This is a genomic window from Dehalobacter sp. 12DCB1 (assembly GCF_004343605.1).
Taxonomy (GTDB): domain Bacteria; phylum Bacillota; class Desulfitobacteriia; order Desulfitobacteriales; family Syntrophobotulaceae; genus Dehalobacter.
Window position 1 is genome coordinate 94,275 of sequence record NZ_POSF01000020.1, and the last position, 20,184, is coordinate 114,458.

General features: G+C 44.8%; 19 protein-coding genes and 1 pseudogene. 19 read left to right on the forward strand and 1 reads right to left on the reverse strand.

What is annotated here, in order from left to right:
- Positions 1–158 precede the first annotated feature (158 nt).
- From C1I38_RS13485 to C1I38_RS13515, 7 genes are all read left to right on the forward strand, one after another.
- Complete coding sequence (locus C1I38_RS13485) at positions 159–1,307, forward strand: tetratricopeptide repeat protein (protein WP_119776726.1); 1,149 nt, start codon at positions 159–161, stop codon at positions 1,305–1,307.
- 87 nt (positions 1,308–1,394) lie between these two features.
- Positions 1,395–2,168 (forward strand): methyltransferase domain-containing protein, encoded by a 774-nt coding sequence (locus C1I38_RS13490; protein ID WP_119776604.1) that lies wholly within the window; start codon positions 1,395–1,397, stop codon positions 2,166–2,168.
- Positions 2,169–2,405: 237 nt separating this feature from the next.
- Positions 2,406–2,906: a cation:proton antiporter regulatory subunit gene (locus tag C1I38_RS13495; RefSeq protein ID WP_020490819.1), complete on the forward strand. Its 501-nt coding sequence runs from the start codon at positions 2,406–2,408 to the stop codon at positions 2,904–2,906.
- Entirely contained in the window at positions 2,906–4,123 is a 1,218-nt protein-coding gene (locus C1I38_RS13500; protein ID WP_020490818.1) for a cation:proton antiporter, read from the forward strand. Before C1I38_RS13495 ends, C1I38_RS13500 begins: the two co-directional genes overlap by 1 nt.
- A gap of 151 nt (positions 4,124–4,274) precedes the next feature.
- The gene (gene folE, locus C1I38_RS13505) at positions 4,275–4,847 is read left to right on the forward strand and encodes a GTP cyclohydrolase I FolE (protein ID WP_020490817.1); all 573 of its coding nucleotides are present in this window, start codon (positions 4,275–4,277) and stop codon (positions 4,845–4,847) included.
- A 249-nt stretch (positions 4,848–5,096) separates the two neighbouring features.
- Positions 5,097–5,852 (forward strand): 5'/3'-nucleotidase SurE, encoded by a 756-nt coding sequence (surE, locus tag C1I38_RS13510; protein ID WP_020490816.1) that lies wholly within the window; start codon positions 5,097–5,099, stop codon positions 5,850–5,852.
- A gap of 13 nt (positions 5,853–5,865) precedes the next feature.
- Positions 5,866–6,117 (forward strand): hypothetical protein, encoded by a 252-nt coding sequence (locus C1I38_RS13515; RefSeq protein WP_015042869.1) that lies wholly within the window; start codon positions 5,866–5,868, stop codon positions 6,115–6,117.
- A gap of 33 nt (positions 6,118–6,150) precedes the next feature.
- Here the strand turns inward: C1I38_RS13515 and spoVB are convergent, their stop codons facing one another.
- On the reverse strand, positions 6,151–7,704 hold the full coding sequence (spoVB, locus tag C1I38_RS13520) for a stage V sporulation protein B (protein WP_119776602.1): 1,554 nt from the start codon (positions 7,702–7,704) through the stop codon (positions 6,151–6,153).
- Between the two features lie 245 nt (positions 7,705–7,949).
- On the opposite strand from spoVB, the gene C1I38_RS13525 reads away from it, so the two are divergent.
- The 12 genes and pseudogenes from C1I38_RS13525 (at position 7,950) to C1I38_RS13585 (ending at position 20,175) form a co-directional block, all read left to right on the forward strand.
- Positions 7,950–9,929, forward strand: a complete 1,980-nt coding sequence (locus C1I38_RS13525) for an elongation factor G (protein WP_119776600.1) — start codon at positions 7,950–7,952, stop codon at positions 9,927–9,929.
- Positions 9,930–10,125: 196 nt separating this feature from the next.
- Positions 10,126–11,244, forward strand: coding sequence for a helix-turn-helix transcriptional regulator (locus C1I38_RS13530; protein ID WP_119776598.1), 1,119 nt, complete (start codon positions 10,126–10,128; stop codon positions 11,242–11,244).
- Positions 11,244–11,444 carry a PLDc N-terminal domain-containing protein gene (locus tag C1I38_RS13535; RefSeq protein ID WP_119776596.1) on the forward strand — a complete coding sequence of 67 codons (201 nt, stop codon included), beginning with the start codon at positions 11,244–11,246 and terminating at the stop codon, positions 11,442–11,444. The genes C1I38_RS13530 and C1I38_RS13535 overlap by 1 nt, the downstream gene beginning before the upstream one ends.
- Positions 11,444–12,361, forward strand: coding sequence for an ABC transporter ATP-binding protein (locus C1I38_RS13540; protein WP_119776595.1), 918 nt, complete (start codon positions 11,444–11,446; stop codon positions 12,359–12,361). The genes C1I38_RS13535 and C1I38_RS13540 overlap by 1 nt, the downstream gene beginning before the upstream one ends.
- A complete protein-coding gene (locus C1I38_RS13545) occupies positions 12,358–13,122 on the forward strand; it encodes an ABC transporter permease subunit (protein WP_119776593.1) in 765 nt (254 codons plus the stop codon). Before C1I38_RS13540 ends, C1I38_RS13545 begins: the two co-directional genes overlap by 4 nt.
- 11 nt (positions 13,123–13,133) lie before the next feature.
- Positions 13,134–13,346: pseudogene (locus C1I38_RS13550) on the forward strand (heavy metal-binding domain-containing protein); the annotation flags it as partial.
- A gap of 437 nt (positions 13,347–13,783) precedes the next feature.
- Complete coding sequence (locus C1I38_RS13560; RefSeq protein WP_119776592.1) at positions 13,784–14,953, forward strand: pyridoxal phosphate-dependent aminotransferase; 1,170 nt, start codon at positions 13,784–13,786, stop codon at positions 14,951–14,953.
- A gap of 414 nt (positions 14,954–15,367) precedes the next feature.
- Complete coding sequence (locus C1I38_RS13565) at positions 15,368–17,260, forward strand: proton-conducting transporter membrane subunit (protein WP_132102195.1); 1,893 nt, start codon at positions 15,368–15,370, stop codon at positions 17,258–17,260.
- Positions 17,257–18,114 carry a complex I subunit 1 family protein gene (locus C1I38_RS13570; RefSeq protein WP_020490802.1) on the forward strand — a complete coding sequence of 286 codons (858 nt, stop codon included), beginning with the start codon at positions 17,257–17,259 and terminating at the stop codon, positions 18,112–18,114. The genes C1I38_RS13565 and C1I38_RS13570 overlap by 4 nt, the downstream gene beginning before the upstream one ends.
- 165 nt (positions 18,115–18,279) lie before the next feature.
- On the forward strand, positions 18,280–18,717 hold the full coding sequence (gene nuoB, locus C1I38_RS13575; RefSeq protein ID WP_020490801.1) for an NADH-quinone oxidoreductase subunit NuoB: 438 nt from the start codon (positions 18,280–18,282) through the stop codon (positions 18,715–18,717).
- A complete protein-coding gene (locus tag C1I38_RS13580; RefSeq protein WP_119776589.1) occupies positions 18,718–19,080 on the forward strand; it encodes an NADH-quinone oxidoreductase subunit C in 363 nt (120 codons plus the stop codon).
- A gap of 15 nt (positions 19,081–19,095) precedes the next feature.
- Positions 19,096–20,175, forward strand: coding sequence for a nickel-dependent hydrogenase large subunit (locus tag C1I38_RS13585; RefSeq protein ID WP_020490799.1), 1,080 nt, complete (start codon positions 19,096–19,098; stop codon positions 20,173–20,175).
- Positions 20,176–20,184: the final 9 nt, after the last annotated feature.

The following is a 20,184-nucleotide window of genomic DNA, read 5'->3' on the forward strand; positions in this document are numbered from 1 at the left end:
CTAACCAAAAGGTAAATTATGGGAGAGAGAAGAATAACTATTTAGTACCTCGTCAACCGCAGGGAGCCGCAAGACAACGCTGAATTACAAGAAATCTGCCGACAGGAGATTTAGGGTTGATCTGGCACGAGTCTGATTTTATGTTTAGGGGTGTTGATATGGAAAATAGCTTGCGTCTCAAGACAAAACTGCAGATTAATTGGCTGCTTTTTATGGGGGAAGAACAGCAGGCTCTAGAAATCCTGTTTAGAGTCTTAAACACAGAAAATATCTCCGGTGCCCTGTATCTGACAGAGGTGAAAACACTGATTGATCATAAGGTTTTCAAGGAAGCTCAGGCCTATTTGGAAGCAGCAATCATCTATTGCGAAGAGCCCGGACAGCTTGCCGAAGTGCATTTTTTACTGGCCCGCTGCTGCCATGGACAGGGATTCGTTAATGATGCTTTGATCCATCTCGAAAATGCGCTTCAGATGGAAGTAAACAGTACATACTGGAATCTGCAGACGGATTGTTATCTCGAACTTGGGGAATGGCAGGAAGCTATTAATTGTCTGGATAAGTCTCTTCGTTCCTCACCTGGAGATGCTAATATCCTTTTTCGACTTGGCAGCATCTATCAGTTCCAGGGCCAGTACAGGGAAGCCTTAAACTGTTTCAGCGGCTGTTGTAAAGTGAAGCCGTATCAGCCGGAATTCTGGGAAATGAAAGCGGAAATGCAGCTGAAAATGAATCAGACCGAGGATGCGGTTGAATCTTTCTATAAAGCGATTAAATATGGGGGGCATTTCAGCCTGATGTCCAGGCTGGCCTACTGCTATGCGCGGACAGGCCAACAGAGCAAAGCCCGGAAGTTGTTCCAGAAAGTATTAAAACATGACCCGGATGATCTTGATGCTCTATGCAATCTGGCTGGCATTTACCACGAGCTTCAGCAGGATGACCAGGCTTACCGATTACTCAGAAAAGCCTATACACTGAAGAATAATGACATCTTGCTGCTGAATAATTTAGGCTTTATCTGTTTTCAGCTCGGAAGAACGCGCAAAGCAATTGATTATTACCAGAATGCCCTGAAAATTGATCCGGAAGATAAAACGGTGCTCTATAATTTAAGTGTCTGCATGACCGAAAAAGGGCTGTGGGACGACGCCAAAATTATCCTGGAACGGCTGGTTTCCATGGACAGCAAAAATAGCGCGGCCTGGATCCTGCTTGGGAATACGTATGAAGAAATGTCCAACACGAAGGTGGCAGTCGACTGTTACAATAAATCTTTTGGTTTAACGGTTAAAAAAGCCATTTAGGTTGGCTGAGTACTAGACTTCCCAAAGAGGTTTAATTATCATCTGTTTTCTGGTACAATCAAAGAAACGTTTTTGGGAGGCATTACCATGGCAGACTGGAATCCAGAGGCCTATTTAAAATTTGAGAAAGAAAGATCCAAACCGTCACGTGATTTAGTCAGCCGTATTAAGCTTGAAAAGCCTGAAAACATCCTGGATGTGGGCTGCGGTCCGGGTAATAGCACCCGTGTTTTAGCAGAAAGATGGAAGAATGCGGCGATCACAGCCATTGATAATTCACATGCCATGCTTGAAATTGCCAAAACCACAAACCCGTTAGTGCGTTGGTTATTACGGGATGCTGGACAGGACATTTCCGATTTGGGCCAGTTCGATCTCATATTTTCCAATGCGGTCTTCCAATGGATTCCTGATAATGACCTTCTTATCTCCAGACTGTTTGCAATGCTGGAACCCCGCGGCATATTAGCCGTCCAAGTTCCGTTTGTCAATGAAATGCTGATTCATCAGTTGCTTTTAGACCTGGTAGGCTCTGCGAAGTGGTCCGGTTATTTTGATCACATTGCGATTCCTTATAAGGTCCATACTCCTGAATATTATTATGATGTCCTCTGTGAATTAACACCGGAAATCGAATTATGGGAAACCAGGTATTATCATTTGATGAACAGTTATGATGATATCCTGGATTTGTATCGAAGTACCGGGTTGAGACCCTACCTGGATTGTCTTCATGAAGACAAAATGCAAAAAGAATTTGAGAGTGATCTGATGTTGGAAATCATGAAGTATTATTCCGGCTCCAAAGACGGTAAAATTTTATTTACCTTTGACCGCGTATTTTTTACAGCAACACGGTAATCGATTAGCATTGACATTAATTTGGAGAAATAAGCAGAAAAAGTCGCATAGTCAAAATATGCGGATGATAGCGGGACGTATCGAGACTTAAGCTACGTCTCTTATTTTTTGTGCCGTAATTAGCTGAGTAGGCATAGTCTGATTAGGGAATATCAATTTTGTTCCGTTCTGTCGTTTTCTTTACTTATATCCGTAGATTTGTTAAAGTTAATTTAAAGTAAAAGGGGGCTTTTTAGCATGAAATTAGTCAAGGAAAAAGACTTGCCGGGGATTGGTAAAAAGTATCAGCTGGACACCCGGTCTGGAGATAAGCTGGTTGTGATCGTTCATGATGACGGGCGCCGGGAAATGTATCACTATTACCTCGAGGATCCGAACGAATCGATCTCAATGGTAACACTTGACGATGAAGAATCACGTTGCATTGCCTCTATTCTGGGCGGAATGGCCTATCGCCCCAAAGATCTGGATACCGTTGAGGTAGCCATCGGGGATATGGTACTTGAATGGTACAGGATTGAAACGGGGGCTTATGCGATTGGTAAATCAATCGGTGAGATGCAGGTCCGGAAGCGGACTGGCGGGACGATTATTGCGATGGTGAAAAAAGACCAAAATAAAACGATTAATCCCAATCCCGACATCGTTCTTCAGGAAGGTGCAACGATTGTCATCCTAGGAGAAAAAGAACAGGTGAAAGCTGCAAAAGCGCTTCTGTTTCACGGGAGTGTTCATTAATGGAGCATTTGGTACTGGAAGTTGGTCTCGCTCTGGCCTTGTCGGCCTTAGCAGGGATGATAGCCGGTAAATTGCGGATCTCCATTGTGCCTATTCTGATTATTGCGGGGATGGTTGTTGGACCCCAAGCTCCTCATATCGGAGTATTTGATTTCAGGTTCATTCAGTCAGCCGCACTAATTGACTTTATGGGAAAGATGGGTGTTTTATTTTTACTTTTCTCTCTCGGATTAGAATTTTCGATCAAACAGCTGATGGCATCGGGATCGTCGATTCTACGCAGCGGCCTCATCTACATGCTCATCAACTTTTCTGTTGCGCTGTTGTACCCATTGCTTTTAGGCTGGCCCGTTAAAGAGATCCTGGTCGTAGCAGGGATGATGACAATTTCGTCAAGCGCTATTGTGGCCAAAGTCATTGTTGAGTTAAAACGAGCTGCGAACGATGAGACAGAAATTATCCTAGGGCTGATGATGTTTCAGGATGTGTTTGTAGCAATCTATTTATCTGTTGTCTCTGGTTTGGTTCTTTCCGGTTCAACTTCGACTGTTACAGTCCTGCTTACAGCAGCTGTTGCACTTGGATTTATCGGGGCATTTTTGTTTTTGGGCCATAAGCTCGTTCCATGGCTGAACCGCCGGCTAAATATTCCTTCGGATGAGACATTTTTACTGGTGACTTTTGCGGCGGTGACGTTGATTGCGGGGATTTCCGAAACCCTGAATATTGCCGAGGCCATCGGAGCAATGCTGCTCGGACTGGTACTGGCGGAGACGGAGCATCGCGAGCGGATTGAACATATTATTGTTCCTTTTCGTGATTTTTTTGGTGCATTATTCTTTTTCAGTTTTGGTCTGAGCATCGATCCTTTCGCGCTGGGGGGCGCTGTTTGGCCGGTTCTTGGTGCAGTGCTGCTGACGCTTCTTGGCAATACGGTTGCTGGGTTTATAGCCGGAAGAAGAGCCCGGTTGTCGCATCGCGCTTCGCTCAGGATTGGCTTAACGATCCTGTCACGTGGTGAATTTTCAATTATACTTGCCACACTGGCCCTATCAGGAGGCTTACTAGGAGTCCTGCAACCGTTTTCTGCCTTGTATGTGCTCATTCTCGCTATATTGGGCCCCATACTGACCAAGGAATCCAGTCTGGTATATAAATTAATTGGACCGATCCTTAAATGGCCGGAGCTGCCTGAAAAACGCAGGTTGAAACTTTAGAAAAGTAAAATTTGATAATAATGTCGGTTAAAATTGCGTATCTGAAAAAATAGTACAAAAATAATTTGGTCAAATCGAAAATAAATGATACAATTCAAGTTGACCTATTTATAAAATATTCCGCTAATTTACACCATTATAGGAGGCGATCATGATGGCTATAGATCATGCAAAAATAGAACGAGCTGTAAGGGATATTTTGGAAGCAATTGGAGAGAATCCGGAAAGAGAAGGACTTAAGGATACTCCTAAAAGAGTTGCCAGATTTTATGAGGAAGCTTTTGCCGGACTTCATGAAGATCCGAGCAAGAACCTGTCTGTATTGTTTTCAGAAAAACATGAGGAAATGGTACTGGTTAGAGATATTCCGATTTATTCAATGTGCGAGCACCACCTGCTTCCTTTTGTTGGACAGGCCCACATTGCGTATATACCGAGACACGGCAAGGTGACAGGATTGTCGAAGCTGGCCAGAGTTGCCGAAGACTACGCCAGAAGGCCACAGTTACAGGAAAGGTTGACGAGCCAGATTGCGGGTACTGTGAATGATATGCTTAATCCGCGGGGTGTTATTGTTGTCATTGAAGCTGAGCATATGTGTATGACCGTACGCGGAATTAAAAAACCAGGCGCGCAGACCGTTACATCAGCAGTTAGAGGAATGTTTGAAACCAGTGCTGCTACTAGGGCAGAGGCCTTTTCATTAATTATGGGCAGACGCTAGTCCCAATCTAAGAATAATTTTTAGAATAATTTAATACCTATTTTGGGTTGGTCGGTATGTTACAATGCCGCTATTCGGCAGATTGTGCCCCTCGGGTACAAACAACTGCGCTACTGTGCTTGATGCGGTATTTGTAGCAAATTGGCCTTCTAATGGGTATAATGCTTATATAATTTTTTAATGTTTTGTACTAGTCTGATTAATTAGCTGGTCTGGAAATAAGCGACAAAATGACGGAGGCTAGTTTGCATGAAAATCCTGCTGACAAATGATGATGGTTATTTTGCTGCCGGTCTCAGGACCATGTATGATGTTTTGGCGGCGAACCATCAGCATGAGATCTATGTTGTGGCTCCGGAAGGGCAACGATCAGCTGTTGGACGATCTATCACCTTGTTTCAGCCAATCTTCGTAACCCATCATTCCTTGCCGGACAATCATATTGGGATATCGGTCAACGGCACACCGACAGACTGTGTCAAACTGGCGATACAGGGGGATATTCTTCCTGCTAAGCCGGATTTAATCATATCCGGAATTAATCACGGACCGAATCTCGGTTCGGATGTATTCTACTCTGGTACTGTGGCAGCTGCAATGGAGGGCGCCCTGTTAGGGATACGTTCCATAGCGGTATCGCTTGCGAATTATGATTACGAAGATTATATGCCAAGCGCTTTGCTCATCAAACGCTTGATTGATACGAACAGCCCCTTACTTCAGTATCAGAGCGGCCTGCTCAATATTAATGTGCCGCCCTGCGACAGAGAGGAATGGAAGGGGAAAAAAGTCACGAAACTAGGCAGGTCTGTTTATGACAATGCGTTCGAAAACAGAAAATCTCCTTATGGCAGAGAGTATTATTGGATCACTGGAACGCTCGTTTTTGAAGAAGAACAGGATACTGACCTTAGGGCAATTCAGGAAGGGTATGTTTCGGTTACGCCTTTACACTGTGACCTGACCGATTATGAACGGTTAAAGACCATGGAAAATTTACTATAGGGAGGAGAAATGTATGGGCTTTTGGATTTTCTTCTTTTATTTTGCTGTGTTTATTATTATTTTCTGGCTGAGTCGAGAAAAAGGTGGGAAGAATAATCTTAAAAAATTATTTATCATTCCGATTGTTCTTGCTGTCATTATTACACTGCTGTCCGTGGTGAAAATTTATTTTATTTATAAGATCTTGCTTATTGTGATTGTTTTGGTGGTAGCCCTGCTGACGTATTGGCAGTGGGGAAGCAAGATCCGAAATTTTTGGCGGTGAAAGCATAACGCTGGGTACGCTGTAAGTGGGGCACTATTTGTTTTTAGGCCAAAATCTCAAAGCCTGCCAGGTTTTCTTTATTTCTTTTATTGAAATACCTCCCTGAGAAATCAGGATCCCAAAATAAACCACAATTGCGGCAAGAAGGACGGTAAGACTCGGAAGCAGCGTTGTTTGGCCCGGGACCAGCCATAAGGTGCTTTTGAGCACAGCTGTCATACCAAGTCCGGCCATAACCGGCTGCAGGATCATGGATTTCAGATCAGCTTGTAGTCCGATGTGCTTGTTTATGGCATAAAGGTTTAAGAAAGCCATCATGACAAAACCAAATACATAAGTTAAAGCGGTACCCACGAGACCAAATTTTGGAATCCCAGTCAGGTAGAAAAGAAGCGGAATCCGGAATACTGCTGTGATGACCGAATGGGCCAGCGGTAAAAAGGTTTTGCCGAGCCCTTGTAAAATTCCTGTAGTCGTCTGCTGAATATAGGCAAATATCCCACCCAAGGCTAATACCTTCAACACTGCAGACACATGATCACTTTTAAATAGGTGCGTAAGTGGTTCAGCAAAAAAATAAAGTGCAATGACACACGGCAATCCGAGCATAATGGTATAGCGGACCGCGTCTATGCTTTTACTCCTGGCAGCCCGGACGTCATTTCGGACCATTGCTTCGGAAATAGCTGGGACAAGCGATGTAGCCAGCGCAAATGTAAAGACGCTTGGAAATGAGAGCAGCGTAAGTGCAGTCCCGCTGAACTCTCCAAAAAGAGAGGTTGCATTCCTGGCCGAATAACCGGCAAGCTGAAGCTGTTTGGGAATAATGACAGTATCCAAAGAAGACAGCCCTGTAGCCATTAGCCTGCTTCCGGTTACGGGCAGGGACAAACTGATCAGCTCTGCCATGACGGGTTTGGATTGTCCGCCATTTTCATTTCCATAAGGAAGGTGCTTGTGCTGCACCAGATATTGAATCAGGATCACAAGCAAACCAACGATCTCCCCACAGAGCATTCCTGCGGCAAGACCGGCTGCGGCCCATTCAATGCCTTTCTTTAGCAAATATACGGAAAGAGAAAAACCGATCCCGATCCGGAAGATTTGTTCACAAACCTGGCTGACCGCTGAAGGAACCATGTTCTGCAGCCCCTGGAAATATCCACGGAATGCAGAGGCCACAGATACGATAAAAATTGACGGGATACAGATCTGAAAAACAATTCCAACGCGCTCATCCGCAAAGAAACTGTGAACGATCAGTGATCTGTTTATGTACAGCGTGATGGTAACCAGCAGACCGGAAATAAATAAAGTCAGGAAAGCCGTCCGGAATACTCTCCGGGCTTCAGCATAGCGGCCAATAGAGACTCTTTCTGCGACCATTTTGGAGACAGCCAGTGGTATTCCTGCTGTGGTTAAGACCAGTGCAGTCATATAGACCGGAAATACCATATAGAACAATCCGTACGCTTCACTACCGATATAATGCATAATCAGGTATTGGTAGACAAACCCGAGCAGACGATTGACCAGATTCGCCCCAAAAAGAATGACTGCACCAAAAATGAGGTTGTTTCTGGGCATTTTTTCCTCCCTGGCCGGTACTCTGTCAGAGTACATATAGTTGATTTCTATTCAACTTATGCGCTGGGAAAGGAGGTCATGCTCCAAGTTTTTTCAGGGATGCAGTTTTTTTTAGAGGATTTGTGGAAACAGCAGAGAATTAAAGAGAATTAAACATGTTATAATTTAATATTGAGTGATGTTCGAGTGCAATAGTCTTGTTTAAGTCAAGTTATTAAAAAGAATAGACAAAGGGGAGATTATTCTTGAAAAGCTATGACACCAAGAGTATTCGTAATATCTGTCTTGTTGGGCACGGAGGTTCAGGTAAAACGTCACTGGTAGAGACCATGCTTTTTAATGCCGGAGTAACGAACCGCATCGGGAAAGTAAACGATGGAAACACCGTCTCAGATTACCTTCAAGAGGAAGTACAACGTCACATTTCAATTAGCACTTCATTAATTCCGATCGAGCATAAGGATGTTAAAGTTAATGTTCTCGATACACCCGGTTATTCCGATTTTATCGGTGAAGTCATCAGCGCTTTGCGCGTCGTGGAAACAAGTGTTTTTGTGATCAGCGGGGTTGATGGTTTAGAAGTTCAGGCCGAGATCATCTGGGATCTGGTCGAAGAAAAACAAATTCCTAAAATTATTTTTATCAATAAACTGGACAGAGAAAATGCCAATGCAGAAAAGGTACTGGATCAGCTGAAATCAACTTATTCAAATACCCGTTTTGTTCAAATGCAGATTCCAATTGGCAAAGAGGCAGGATTCGAAGGTGTAGTTGGTCTGTTCCAAACCGACATACCTGATCAATATACAGATGATATTGCCGTATTGAAAGAAGCACTGGCTGAAGCTGCAGCTGAAGCCGATGATGACATCCTGATGAAATATCTAGATGGAGAGTCCCTGAATGATGAAGAATTAAAGACGATCACAGCCAAAGGGCTTGCTCAGAATATGATCGTTCCGGTTTTATTCGGTTCGGTAGAAAAAAATCTGGGCGTGAAGGAATTCATTCAATTCCTGGCAGACAATGTGCCTGCGCCTACACCTATAGACAAAAAAGCCGCGTTGGTCTTTAAGACACTTGCCGACCCCTATCTCGGCAAAATGACTTTCTTCAAAGCTTATGGCGGAATGTTTACCAGTGAGACAGTTGTCTACAATGCGAACCGGGAAGTCGAGGAAAAACTCGGCCAGCTGTTTTATCTGAGAGGGAAGAACCAGGATAATACGGCCAGCGTCCAAGCCGGCGATATTGCTGTCGTTGCGAAACTTCAGGAGACAAAAACAGGAGATACTTTTACAACGAAAGAGAAAGGTATCCAGCTGAACGGAATCGAATTTCCAAAACCAGCGCTATCGCTTTCTGTCAAACCGAAGAGCAAGGGTGATGAAGATAAGCTCGGATCCGCGCTGGCTAGGTTAGTCGATGAAGATCCGACCATCAGCGTCGGCAAAAACACAGAAACTAAACAGACGATTTTAAGCGGGCTCGGTGAAATGCAGCTCGATATTGTTGGTGAAAAACTGGCCAGAAAATTTGGTGTTGCCGTCGAGACCGAAGTACCGAAAGTTCCTTACAGAGAAACGATCAAAAAATTGGTGCAAGTTGAAGGCAAACACAAGAAACAAAGCGGCGGCCATGGCCAATACGGACACGTTTGGATTAAGATGCAGCCAAACCCGGAAAAAGACTTTGAATTTAAAGAAGAAGTTTTCGGTGGAGCGGTTCCGAGAAACTATTTCCCTGCTGTTGAAAAAGGTCTGCGAGAGGCCGTGGCGGAAGGTTTCCTGGCCGGCTATCCGATGACCAATGTTAAATTTACGCTGTATGACGGATCGTATCACAGCGTGGACTCGTCAGAAATGGCGTTTAAGCTTGCGGCTCATCTTGCTTTCAAGAAAGGTGCTGAAATGGCCAACGCGGTATTAATGGAACCAGTCGTTGAGGCTGAGGTCAAGGTTCCTGAAGCATTCATGGGTGATGTCATCGGAGATTTGAACGCTAAACGCGGCAAGGTCCTAGGTATGGAACCGGACGGCAAATTTCAGGTGATTAAAGCCCATGTACCCCAATCCGAAATGATGCGTTATTCCATTGACCTCAAGGCTATGACGCAGGGAAGAGGAACGTTCACGACTCATTTCATCGGGTACGAAGAAGTTCCGGCAAGATTATCCGACGCGCTGGTCGCTCAACTCAAGAAAGAACACCAACATCACGAATAAAGCTCAATGATTGTAGGTAGGATAAAGCCGCTAACGAATTTTGTTAGCGGCTTTTTGTCAATTGCCAACATTTCAGCAGACAGTAAGACTTGTATTAAGTTAACTAATAGTTAACTTTTTTTACAATAGTTAACGACGATTCCGTTGAGCGTTACAAAAAAGAAGACTATAATGGACTTGAAAGGAGGTGGGATCCATGACGAAAATCAACATCGGAAAAATGATTGCAGCCCGAAGAAAAGAAAAAGATCTTACTCAGGAAGAACTAGCCGAATATCTTGGGGTATCCAAGCCGGCAGTTTCCAAATGGGAGTCAGGACAAAGCTATCCAGATATTATGCTTTTGCCTGTGTTAGCAGCCTTCTTCAACGTAAGTGTCGATGAGCTTCTGGGGTATGAAGCCCAAATGACAAGGGAAGATATAAGAAAACTGTACCGCAGACTGGCAACTGCTTTTGCATCGGAGTCTTTTGACCAAACCTACTCCGAGTGCCTAACGTATATCAAAAAGTACCATTCGTGCTGGAATCTGGTGCATTCCATCGCGCAGCTGCTGGTTAATCATGCACCGCTTGCCGGCGGACCAGACCGGATGAACGACGTTTTGCGGGAAGCCTCGGGATATTTTGAGTGTGTGGAAAAGAACAGCGGTGACGCGGCACTGGCTAGGGAGGCGCTTTCCTTGAGAGCATACTGTTGCCTGGCCCTGCAGGAGCCTGCCCAAGCTATTGATCTGCTCGAAGGGATCGAGGAAGGACCGGTATCAACGGGAATACTGCTGGCCAAAGCCTATGCGATGAAAGGTGACAGCGACCGCGCCAAGCGTTATCTCCAGCAATCTATTTACACGAATGTAGCCAGTCTTTTCGGAGCTTTTCCCGACCTGATGGCACTTTATGCAGATGCTCCGGAAAAAACGGATACCTGTCTACAAAAGGCGCTGAGTCTTGGGGAGGTGTTTCAGCTCAAAGAGATGCAGCCGGCCCATTATTTCACGGTGTATCTCACAGCAGCCGCGCTTTACACAGCGCAAAACCGAAACGAGAAAGCGCTGGATATGTTGGAAGCATACGCGGATATTATTTTTCAAAAGAATACTTTTCCGCTAAAACTAAAAGGGAATTCATTTTTTGACATGCTGCAGCCGTATTTTGAATCTCTCAATTTGGGAGGTGATGCTCCGCGCAGCGATAAACTCATCCGTAAAGATTTAAAGAGCGTTGTTGTAGATAATCCTGCGTTTCAAAGTCTTAAATCGGAGGAGCGTTATCAGAAACTTTGGCGACGACTTGAATCGATGGAGGAGGAAGCCTAATGGAAGATTTAATGTCCTATTTACCTTTTCTAATTCCGGTCATGGTGATTGAACTTGCCCTGGCAGCAGCTGCGCTCGTTCATATTTTTCGGCACAGGACTTACCGCATCGGCAATCAGGTGCTTTGGGTGATTGTCGTCGTCCTGTTCCAGATAATCGGCCCTATCTTGTATTTTACCTTAGGCAAAGGTGACGACTAATGGAAATTCTGAAGCTGGAACATGTCAAGAAAAACTTCGGGGAACTTCCGGTCATACAAGATTTGAGCTTCTCGGTCTCCGAAAGCTCCGTTTTTGGTCTGATCGGAAAAAACGGAGCGGGGAAGACAACTACCATGAAAATGCTTCTGGGCTTTTTAAAGACTGACGCTGGAGAAATCAAAGTATGCGGGGAAAAAGTTGCTTTCGGAGACACAAAAACCAACAGGCATGTGGGTTATCTTCCGGATGTCCCGGAATTCTACAGTTACATGACACCTGTCGAATATTTAAGGCTGTGCGGGGAAATCTCCGGTCAAAAGCTTGGTCCAATCCGGAAAAAGACGGAAGAACTGCTGGCTCTGGTAGGACTGGAGAACAGTAATCGAAAAATAAGCGGCTATTCCAGAGGAATGAAACAACGGCTGGGGATTGCCCAGGCTTTGATGAACGAGCCGAGGCTCCTGATCTGCGATGAGCCGACGTCGGCGCTTGACCCCGTTGGCAGAAAAGAAATATTGGACATTTTATCCGTTGCCGGGAAGCAGACTGCCATTTTAATTTCTACCCACATTTTAGCCGATGTGGAACGGCTCTGTGACCATATTGGGATTCTGGATGAAGGGAAGCTTGTTTTACAAGGGAAACTCTCCGATATCAAGAATAGCTACCGCCATAGTTCCGTTCGGATCACGTTGGCGGATCAAGACAGTGTTGCCGTTCTTGCCGGGAAGCTTGCTGATCTCCCCTTTGTATCGGCGGTGGAGGCCAAAGATAATTCCCTGACTGTCCGCATTGCGGACATTGCAGCGGAAGGACGACTAATTCAGGAACTGCTGCTCAGGGAACAGGTTTTTGTTCTGAAGTATGAAGTGCTTGAACCTTCGCTGGAAGATGTGTTTTTGGAGGTTATTCAATGAATGGTTTCATCGCTTTTACTAAAAAAGAATTTCTGGAGCAAATCCGCAGCTATAAAGCCGTTATTATGGTTTCTGTACTCTTTTTGTTCGGTATGACGAGTCCCTTGCTGGCCAAGATGATGCCCGATATTTTCGCCCAGCTGACTGTTCAGGGAATAACCATCAGCATGCCTGAGCCGACAGTTCTGGATGCCTATGGCCAATTTTTCAAGAACATGAGCCAAATGGGTTTGATCATCCTGCTGCTTGTCTTTAACGTTATACTCTCCCAGGAAGTGACACGCGGTACACTGGTCATTTTTCTCGCCAAGGGATTGTCCCGGTCTGCGGTCATCATGTCAAAATACTTGGCGTCTTTGATTTTGTGGACGGTCAGCTATGTCCTTGCCGCGATCACCGATTACGGCTACACCGTTTATCTGTTCGGAAATTTTTCCTTGCCGCATCTGTTTTTTTCGTTGTTTTGCCTATGGCTGTTCGGCGCTTTTCTCTTGGCGGTTCTCCTGCTGGCAAGCACAATTACATCCGGAAATTACGGAGGATTGCTTCTAACAGCTGCAGTCATGATGGTCCTGCTGATCGCCAATGTGTTCCCGCCGCTTCAAAAATGGAATCCGGTCGCGCTTGCCTCGGATAACATCACACTGCTTACCAATGCGAAAACAATCGGCGACATGTCCGCAACAGTTTGGACGACACTGCTGCTGATTGTGTTAGGTCTGATTCTTTCACTCCTGGTGTTCAGAAAAAAGAAACTATAAGGTGAAACACGATGAATGAAAACATCACTGGTTACAAAGCGAAAGAAGTAAAGGGTCAAGTGTTTGGGTTAGTCGTAAGGAGTAGGGGCCTAGGAGGTAACATTATTGCTAGCTTAAGAAGTCTCGTTGGCGGAGAAATCTGTGAATACACATTTATGCTTGAAGATGCTCGTAAACAAACGATCGACCGCCTCGTAATGAATGCAACTGCAATGGGAAATAACGATAGACCCGAGTAATGGAAAAAGGTTTAGGGTTTACTACAGGACGCGGTTAGGACGCAGCGGGAACCTGTGAGGCGTTCTACGACAGCCCAAAGAGTAGTTTTACTTTATGGTAAAATAAGGTATTGATATAATTGAATACTCATAATGTCAAGTTGCCTTAAGTAATGGCATTATCCTTGCTCTGAAAAATGAACTTTACGCCTTTGTACAGGCACATAATATTGCTGCCGCCAAGAAACAGCTGAGAAGTAATGCCTTTGGTGTGATGATTCTTTGGTATTGTATGCCATGACGGACAAGCAAAGTATCGTGGAACGACTGCGGGAGGCAGAATAGGTTTGTATTTGTGAGCAGACTTTTTTAGGTTGATTTCATCTTGCTTTTTCAGGTAAAATATAATGAAATGATCAACTTGAGGATGGAGATATAGGATTATGAGTATGATATTTGCAGATCGGATGAACAGACTGGGCAGTGAAACAGCTTTTGAAATGCTGGCGAAGGCTAAGGTTTTGGAAGCGCAGGGAAGGGAAATCGTTCATCTTGAGATTGGCGAGCCGGATTTTCCGACGTTGCCCAATATTATAGAAAAAGGAATGGAATGCATGCGGGCGGGCATGACAAAATACACGCCTTCTTCGGGCTTGCTGGAGGCAAGACGGGCGGTTGCGGATTATGCGGGCGGTAAAAGAGGCTATAAAATTGACCCTGAAGAAGTGGTCATGACGGCAGGCGGCAAGCCGATCATGTTTTACGCGATTTTAGCCACGGTTAACCCCGGAGATGAGGTTATTTATCCGAACCCTGGTTTTCCTATCTATGAATCTGTCATTAAGTTTGTCGGGGGAGTCCCGGTACCGATTCCGCTGCGCGAAGAAAATGAGTTCAGGATGGATATCCAGGAATTTAAAACCCTTGTGACAGACAAAACAAGAATGGTAATTATCAACTCACCGCAAAACCCGACCGGCGGAATGCTGACCAAAGAAGACTACCAGGAAATCGCCGATTTTCTGGCTGACCGGAATATTGTGATTCTCTCGGATGAAATTTATGAGAATGTCGTCTATGAGGAGTCGTCTTTTTCGATCTCTTCGCTTCCGCATATGAGAGAAAAAACCATTATACTTAACGGATTTTCGAAGACCTATGCAATGACCGGCTGGCGTGCCGGGTACGGTATCATGCCGAAAGAAGCCGCTCAACAAATTGGCAAACTCGTTGTCAACAGTACATCCTGTCTGGCAGGTTTTACACAAATGGCTTGTATTGAAGCTTTGACCGGATCGCAGGACGAAGTCTTAAAAAGGGCAGAGCAGTTCAGAATCAGAAGGGACCGGATTGTTGACGGACTGAATGCCATCAGTGGTGTTACCTGTCTGAAACCGCGCGGTGCTTTTTACGTGTTCCCAAATATTAAAGCTTTTGGGAAAACCAGTAAGGAGATGGCTGAATACCTGTTAAACGAAGCGGGCGTTGCGACGCTTTGGGGCAGTTCATTCGGTGAATACGGCGAGGGATATCTGAGGATTTCCTATGCAAATTCCTTGGAGAATATTGAGAAAGCTGTAAGCCAAATTGATGCTGCCCTGAAGAAGTTATAAATGATTTTGAGACAATAAACGGTGCAGTGTGAGACTGCACCGATAAATTTATGGACGATTTTCAGTAACCAAAGAGAAGAACACGCTAACATTAATAATACCAATGAAGAAATCCAGAGGAACAGAGAAATTCTTTTGGGTATACTGAGCAAAAGAAGCAGAAAATTTTGAATAGTTTGAACTTTCTCAAAAAAAGTTTAGAAAATTGTTGCAATATTGTTGAAATTATCGAAGTTAGTCCTTATACTAAATACTAAACCTTGGTTTGAAACAATTCTGAAACCATATTTTACATTATTGGAAAGGGGGACATAATAATTACAGAAGGTAGAATAAGAACTGGGCACCTTATTCTGCTAGCGAGTCCATAATGAGGTTAATGAATGAATAATAATTAAGGGGAAAGAGGACACTATGAACACTGTGCTATTTCTTATTTCATTTCCAATTGTTGTTGCACTGCTTTTGCTTATCCTGCCGCAGCCGGCCGTACGAAAAGGCATTGTGGTGCTGTCGACAATCATTCTGACTGTAGCATCAGTATATTTGGTTGTTCAGTATTTTAACACAGGGGCAGTATTTTTTAATCTGGATAATCAATATATTGATCTTGGAATATTCGCTGTTGAGATCATTCTAGCAGTCATTGTCATTGGTATTTCGCTGAAATACAAACAGTATCTGGCTGGGCTTTTGATGCTTACCAGTGCTGCAATTATGATATGGTTTGAAGGTTCTTATGGGGAAGAGATTCAGACATCGTATAATTTATTTGTTGATAATCTCTCTTTGATCATGACACTGATCATTGGCGTCATCAGCAGTATGATAGCGATATTTGCTGTTGGCTATATGAAGGATTATCATCATCATCACAAGGACGTTAAAGACAGAACCCCGTTTTTCTTTTTCGTTATCTTCGTTTTTCTGGGAGCGATGTATGGGGTTGTTTTTGCCAACAATCTGATGTGGCTTTATTTCTTTTGGGAAATTACCACATTCAGTTCATTCTTCCTGATCGGTTACAGCCGCGAAGAAATTGCGATTAAGAATGCATTCAGGGCTTTAAACATGAACCTACTTGGCGGACTTGGTTTTTCCATTGCCATTGTCTACTTATTTATCAATGCACATACGATTGAGTTGAACCAGCTGCCGGAGCTTGCGTCTACCGTAGTGCTTCTGCCGACAGCTTTACTTGCGTTTGCCGGGTTAACGAAGGCTGCCCAGATGCCGTTTTCTTCTTGGCTGCTTGGAGCGATGGTTGCGCCGACTCCTGTTTCCGCACTGCTCCATTCCAGTACCATGATTAAAGCTGGTGTGTACTTAATCATCAGACTTTCACCGGTTTTTGCTTTTGTTGACGGCGGTTCAATGGTCGGACTATTTGTCGCGATGGTTGGGGCGGTGACATTTGTCCTGACATCCTTTATGGCAATTTCCCAGTCGGATGCCAAACGTGTACTTGCGTATTCCACGATCGCCAATCTTGTCCTGATTATTGTCTGTGCGGGTATTGGGACCTATCAATTGATGTGGGCTGCGCTCATGCTTGTAATCTTCCATGCGATTGCCAAGTCTTTGCTGTTCCTGTCCGTGGGTACAGTTGAGCATAACATTGGTGACCGTGTCATCGAGTCCATGGACGGACTGATAACCAAAATGCCGAAGATTGCAATTGGTATGGTCGTCGGGATTGCGGGAATGTTTCTTGCTCCGTTCGGAATGCTAATAAGTAAATGGGCGGCTCTTGAAGGATTGGTTACAGCAAATCCGATGCTTACGGTATTTGTGGCCTTTGGCAGTGCAGCAACTTTATTCTTCTGGACTAAATGGCTCGGTAAGCTTCTGATGGTTAAAGAAAAACCACCGGAATTCCAACCGAAGGTCCCGGCGACAGAACGCTTCGCGTTAACTACTCTTGCTGTTTTAACAATTGGGGTTTGCCTGCTGTTCCCGCTTATCTCGAAATATTCTCTGGAGCCGTTTATTGCATCGATCTATAATCAGACCTACCTGCTCGATCAGGGTAATGTCATCATCCTTCTGATTATGGTCGGACTGATGGTTATTCTGCCAGTTAGTCTATCGTTCACGCACAAGAATGTTCAGTATAAGCCGCAGTACCTGGCAGGACTCAATACTTCCGAAAAAGAGAGATTTTATGGCTCTCTCGGACTTACAAGAGAAATAACGGTGAGGAGTTTCTATCTGGAAAGTATTTTTGGCGAGAGCAAACTGTTTAAACTTGGCGTTGTGAGCAGTATTGTTCTAATTATCATAATGTTTGGGGTGGGGATCATATGAGTGGAAGTTATGCTTGGTTAATCGTCATTCTCTATATCATTCTGGCCCCGTTTATCGGCGGTTTGATTGCTGGGGTGGATCGCAGGATATCAGCCAGGATGCAGAGCAGATACGGCCCGCCGATTCTGCAGCCTTTCTACGATGTTTTTAAATTGATGAATAAAAGCAGCATTGCGGTAAATTCACAGCAGAGGCTGTACATCATCTGTTTCATCGTATTTGTGATAATCTCGGGAGCCATTTTCTTTGGCGGCGGAGACTTGCTGCTGGCAATTTTCGCTTTAACGCTCGCCAGCGTCTTTCTGATCATCGCGGCCTACTCTACTTTTTCACCGTACGCCTATATCGGTGCAGAAAGAGAAATGCTGCAAATCATGGCCTATGAGCCGATGGTGATCTTAACGACTGTAGGAATGTATATGGTGACAAAAAGTTTTAATGTTTGGGATATCGCAATGTATGACCAACCACTGATTTACAGTCTGCCAGGTATTTTTCTTGGATTCCTGTTTATCCTAACCATTAAATTTCGTAAATCACCTTTTGATATATCGATGTCTCATCATGCGCATCAGGAGATTGTCCGCGGGATTATCACAGAGTTTTCCGGGACGGATTTGGCGCTGATTGAGATTGCCCACTGGTATGAAAATGTGTTGCTGTTGGGCATTGTTTGTCTGTTTTTTGCGTCAAGCCCGATCATTGCCTTAATTCTGGCGGTCGTCGTCTATTTCCTGGAAATCTGGATTGACAACAACTATTCCCGTCTGAAATGGCAGTCTGCGCTTGGAAGCGCCTGGATCGTTGCACTTGTACTTGGCGTAGGCAACATCGCCTATCTGGCGCTTAGATAACGGGATACAATGTGCCAAGGGCGGCGATTCTAAATTAACATTTAACGATCATGCTGCAGACTATGTCACTGTAATGGATGACACAACGACCGAAAGCGGCTTCCACTACGGGGACTAACCCGAGCAAAACTAAATACATTTTTATACTGATTGGAGTGAAATGATTTGTCATACTTGCCGAAGTCTCCTTGGCTGGTTCATTACGACGCCTCCAGCTGCAACGGCTGTGATATCGAAGTACTGGCTTGTCTGACGCCTTTATATGATGTCGAACGTTTTGGCGTTTTGAATATTGGCAATCCTAAGCATGCTGATATTTTTGTCGTGACTGGATCTGTCAATGAACAAAATAAAGCGGTAATTAAAAATATTTATGACCAGATGGCTGATCCGAAAGTTGTAGTGGCAATCGGAGCTTGCGCCACTTCCGGAGGAATCTTCCGCGAATGCTATAATGTCCAGGGCGGAATCGATAACGTCATTCCAGTAGACGTCTATGTCCCTGGATGCGCTGCCAGACCTGAAGCGATCATTGACGGTGTCGTTCAGGCTTTGGGAGTCCTTGAGGAAAAATATAAGAACTTAGGGAAGGTGGCGAAATAGATGACGGAATGTATCATTAATCCGGTCGCGACTGAAGAGCTTGTTGACCGTTCAAAGCAGTATTTGCAAAATGGGTATCGACTGGTTCAAATCTGCGGCACCAAAACGCTATCGGAAATGTATTTACTTTATTCGTTTGAAAAACTCGACTTGACTTTGGAAACTTTGAGATTAGATGTCCAGGTTGGCGATACCGTTCCGAGTATCAGCGGTGTATATTTTGCAGCGTTTCTTTATGAAAACGAGATCCATGACCTTTATGGCGTTAATGTCAGCGGAATGGCAGTCGATTTTCAGGGGACATTTTACGAGACAGCAGTTAAACAGCCTTTCAGCGTAACTGCCGCGGATATGAAAGAATAGGAGAGGAATGGTAATATGGGTGAGCGAACAATAATTCCATTTGGGCCTCAGCATCCGGTACTGCCTGAACCGCTCCATCTAGATCTTATTATGGAAGATGAGAAAGTAGTTGGCGCTGTTCCTTCGATCGGGTTTGTGCACAGAGGCTTGGAAAAGCTGGTTGAAAAAAGAGATTTTAATGAAATGATCTATGTCATTGAGCGTATTTGCGGGATCTGCAGTTTTATTCACGGACAGGCCTATGCTCAGACGCTGGAAGGCATGATGGGCGTGGACATTCCACCCCGCGCCAAATACCTGCGTACCATCTGGGCGGAACTTTCCAGGGTACACAGCCACTTGCTCTGGCTCGGTCTCATGGCCGATGGTTATGGATTTGAAAGCCTGTTTATGCATTGCTGGCGAATCAGGGAAAAAGTGCTTGATATTTTTGAAGAGACCACCGGCGGTAGAGTTATATTTAGTGTATGTAAAATTGGCGGGGTCTGGAAAGATATTGATAACGACACATTGAATAGAATAAAGCGTATTATCAAAGACATCGGTGAAGAAGCTAAAGCAGTGACAGACGTATTTGTACGGGACTATTCCGTTCAGAAGAGAACCAGGGGCATAGGAGTCCTGACCTATCAGGAAGCGATCGATCTGGGCGCCGTTGGTCCGACCTTGAGGGGCAGCGGTGTTGTGGAGGATATGCGTACCTTAGGCTATGCCGCTTACGGCGATCTGAATTTTGAGCCAATCGTCGAGAAAGACGGTGATTGCTACGCCCGTACCGTGGTTCGGGTGCGTGAATTATACCAGTCGCTGGACCTGATTCGTCAGTGTATTGAAAAGATACCTGACGGTGAAGTTGATATGAAGGTGAAGGGCAATCCAAACGGAGAATATATCGCCCGTCTGGAGCAGCCGCGGGGCCAGGCTTTCTACTACGCCAAAGGCAACGGTACAAAATATTTGGACAGGTTCAGAGTCAGGACACCGACGTTTGCGAATATCCCTGCGTTGCTGAAAATATTGCCGGGCGCAGACCTTGCAGATGTTCCGGTACTGGCATTGACCATTGATCCTTGTATCAGCTGTACGGAAAGGTAGGGAGAGACG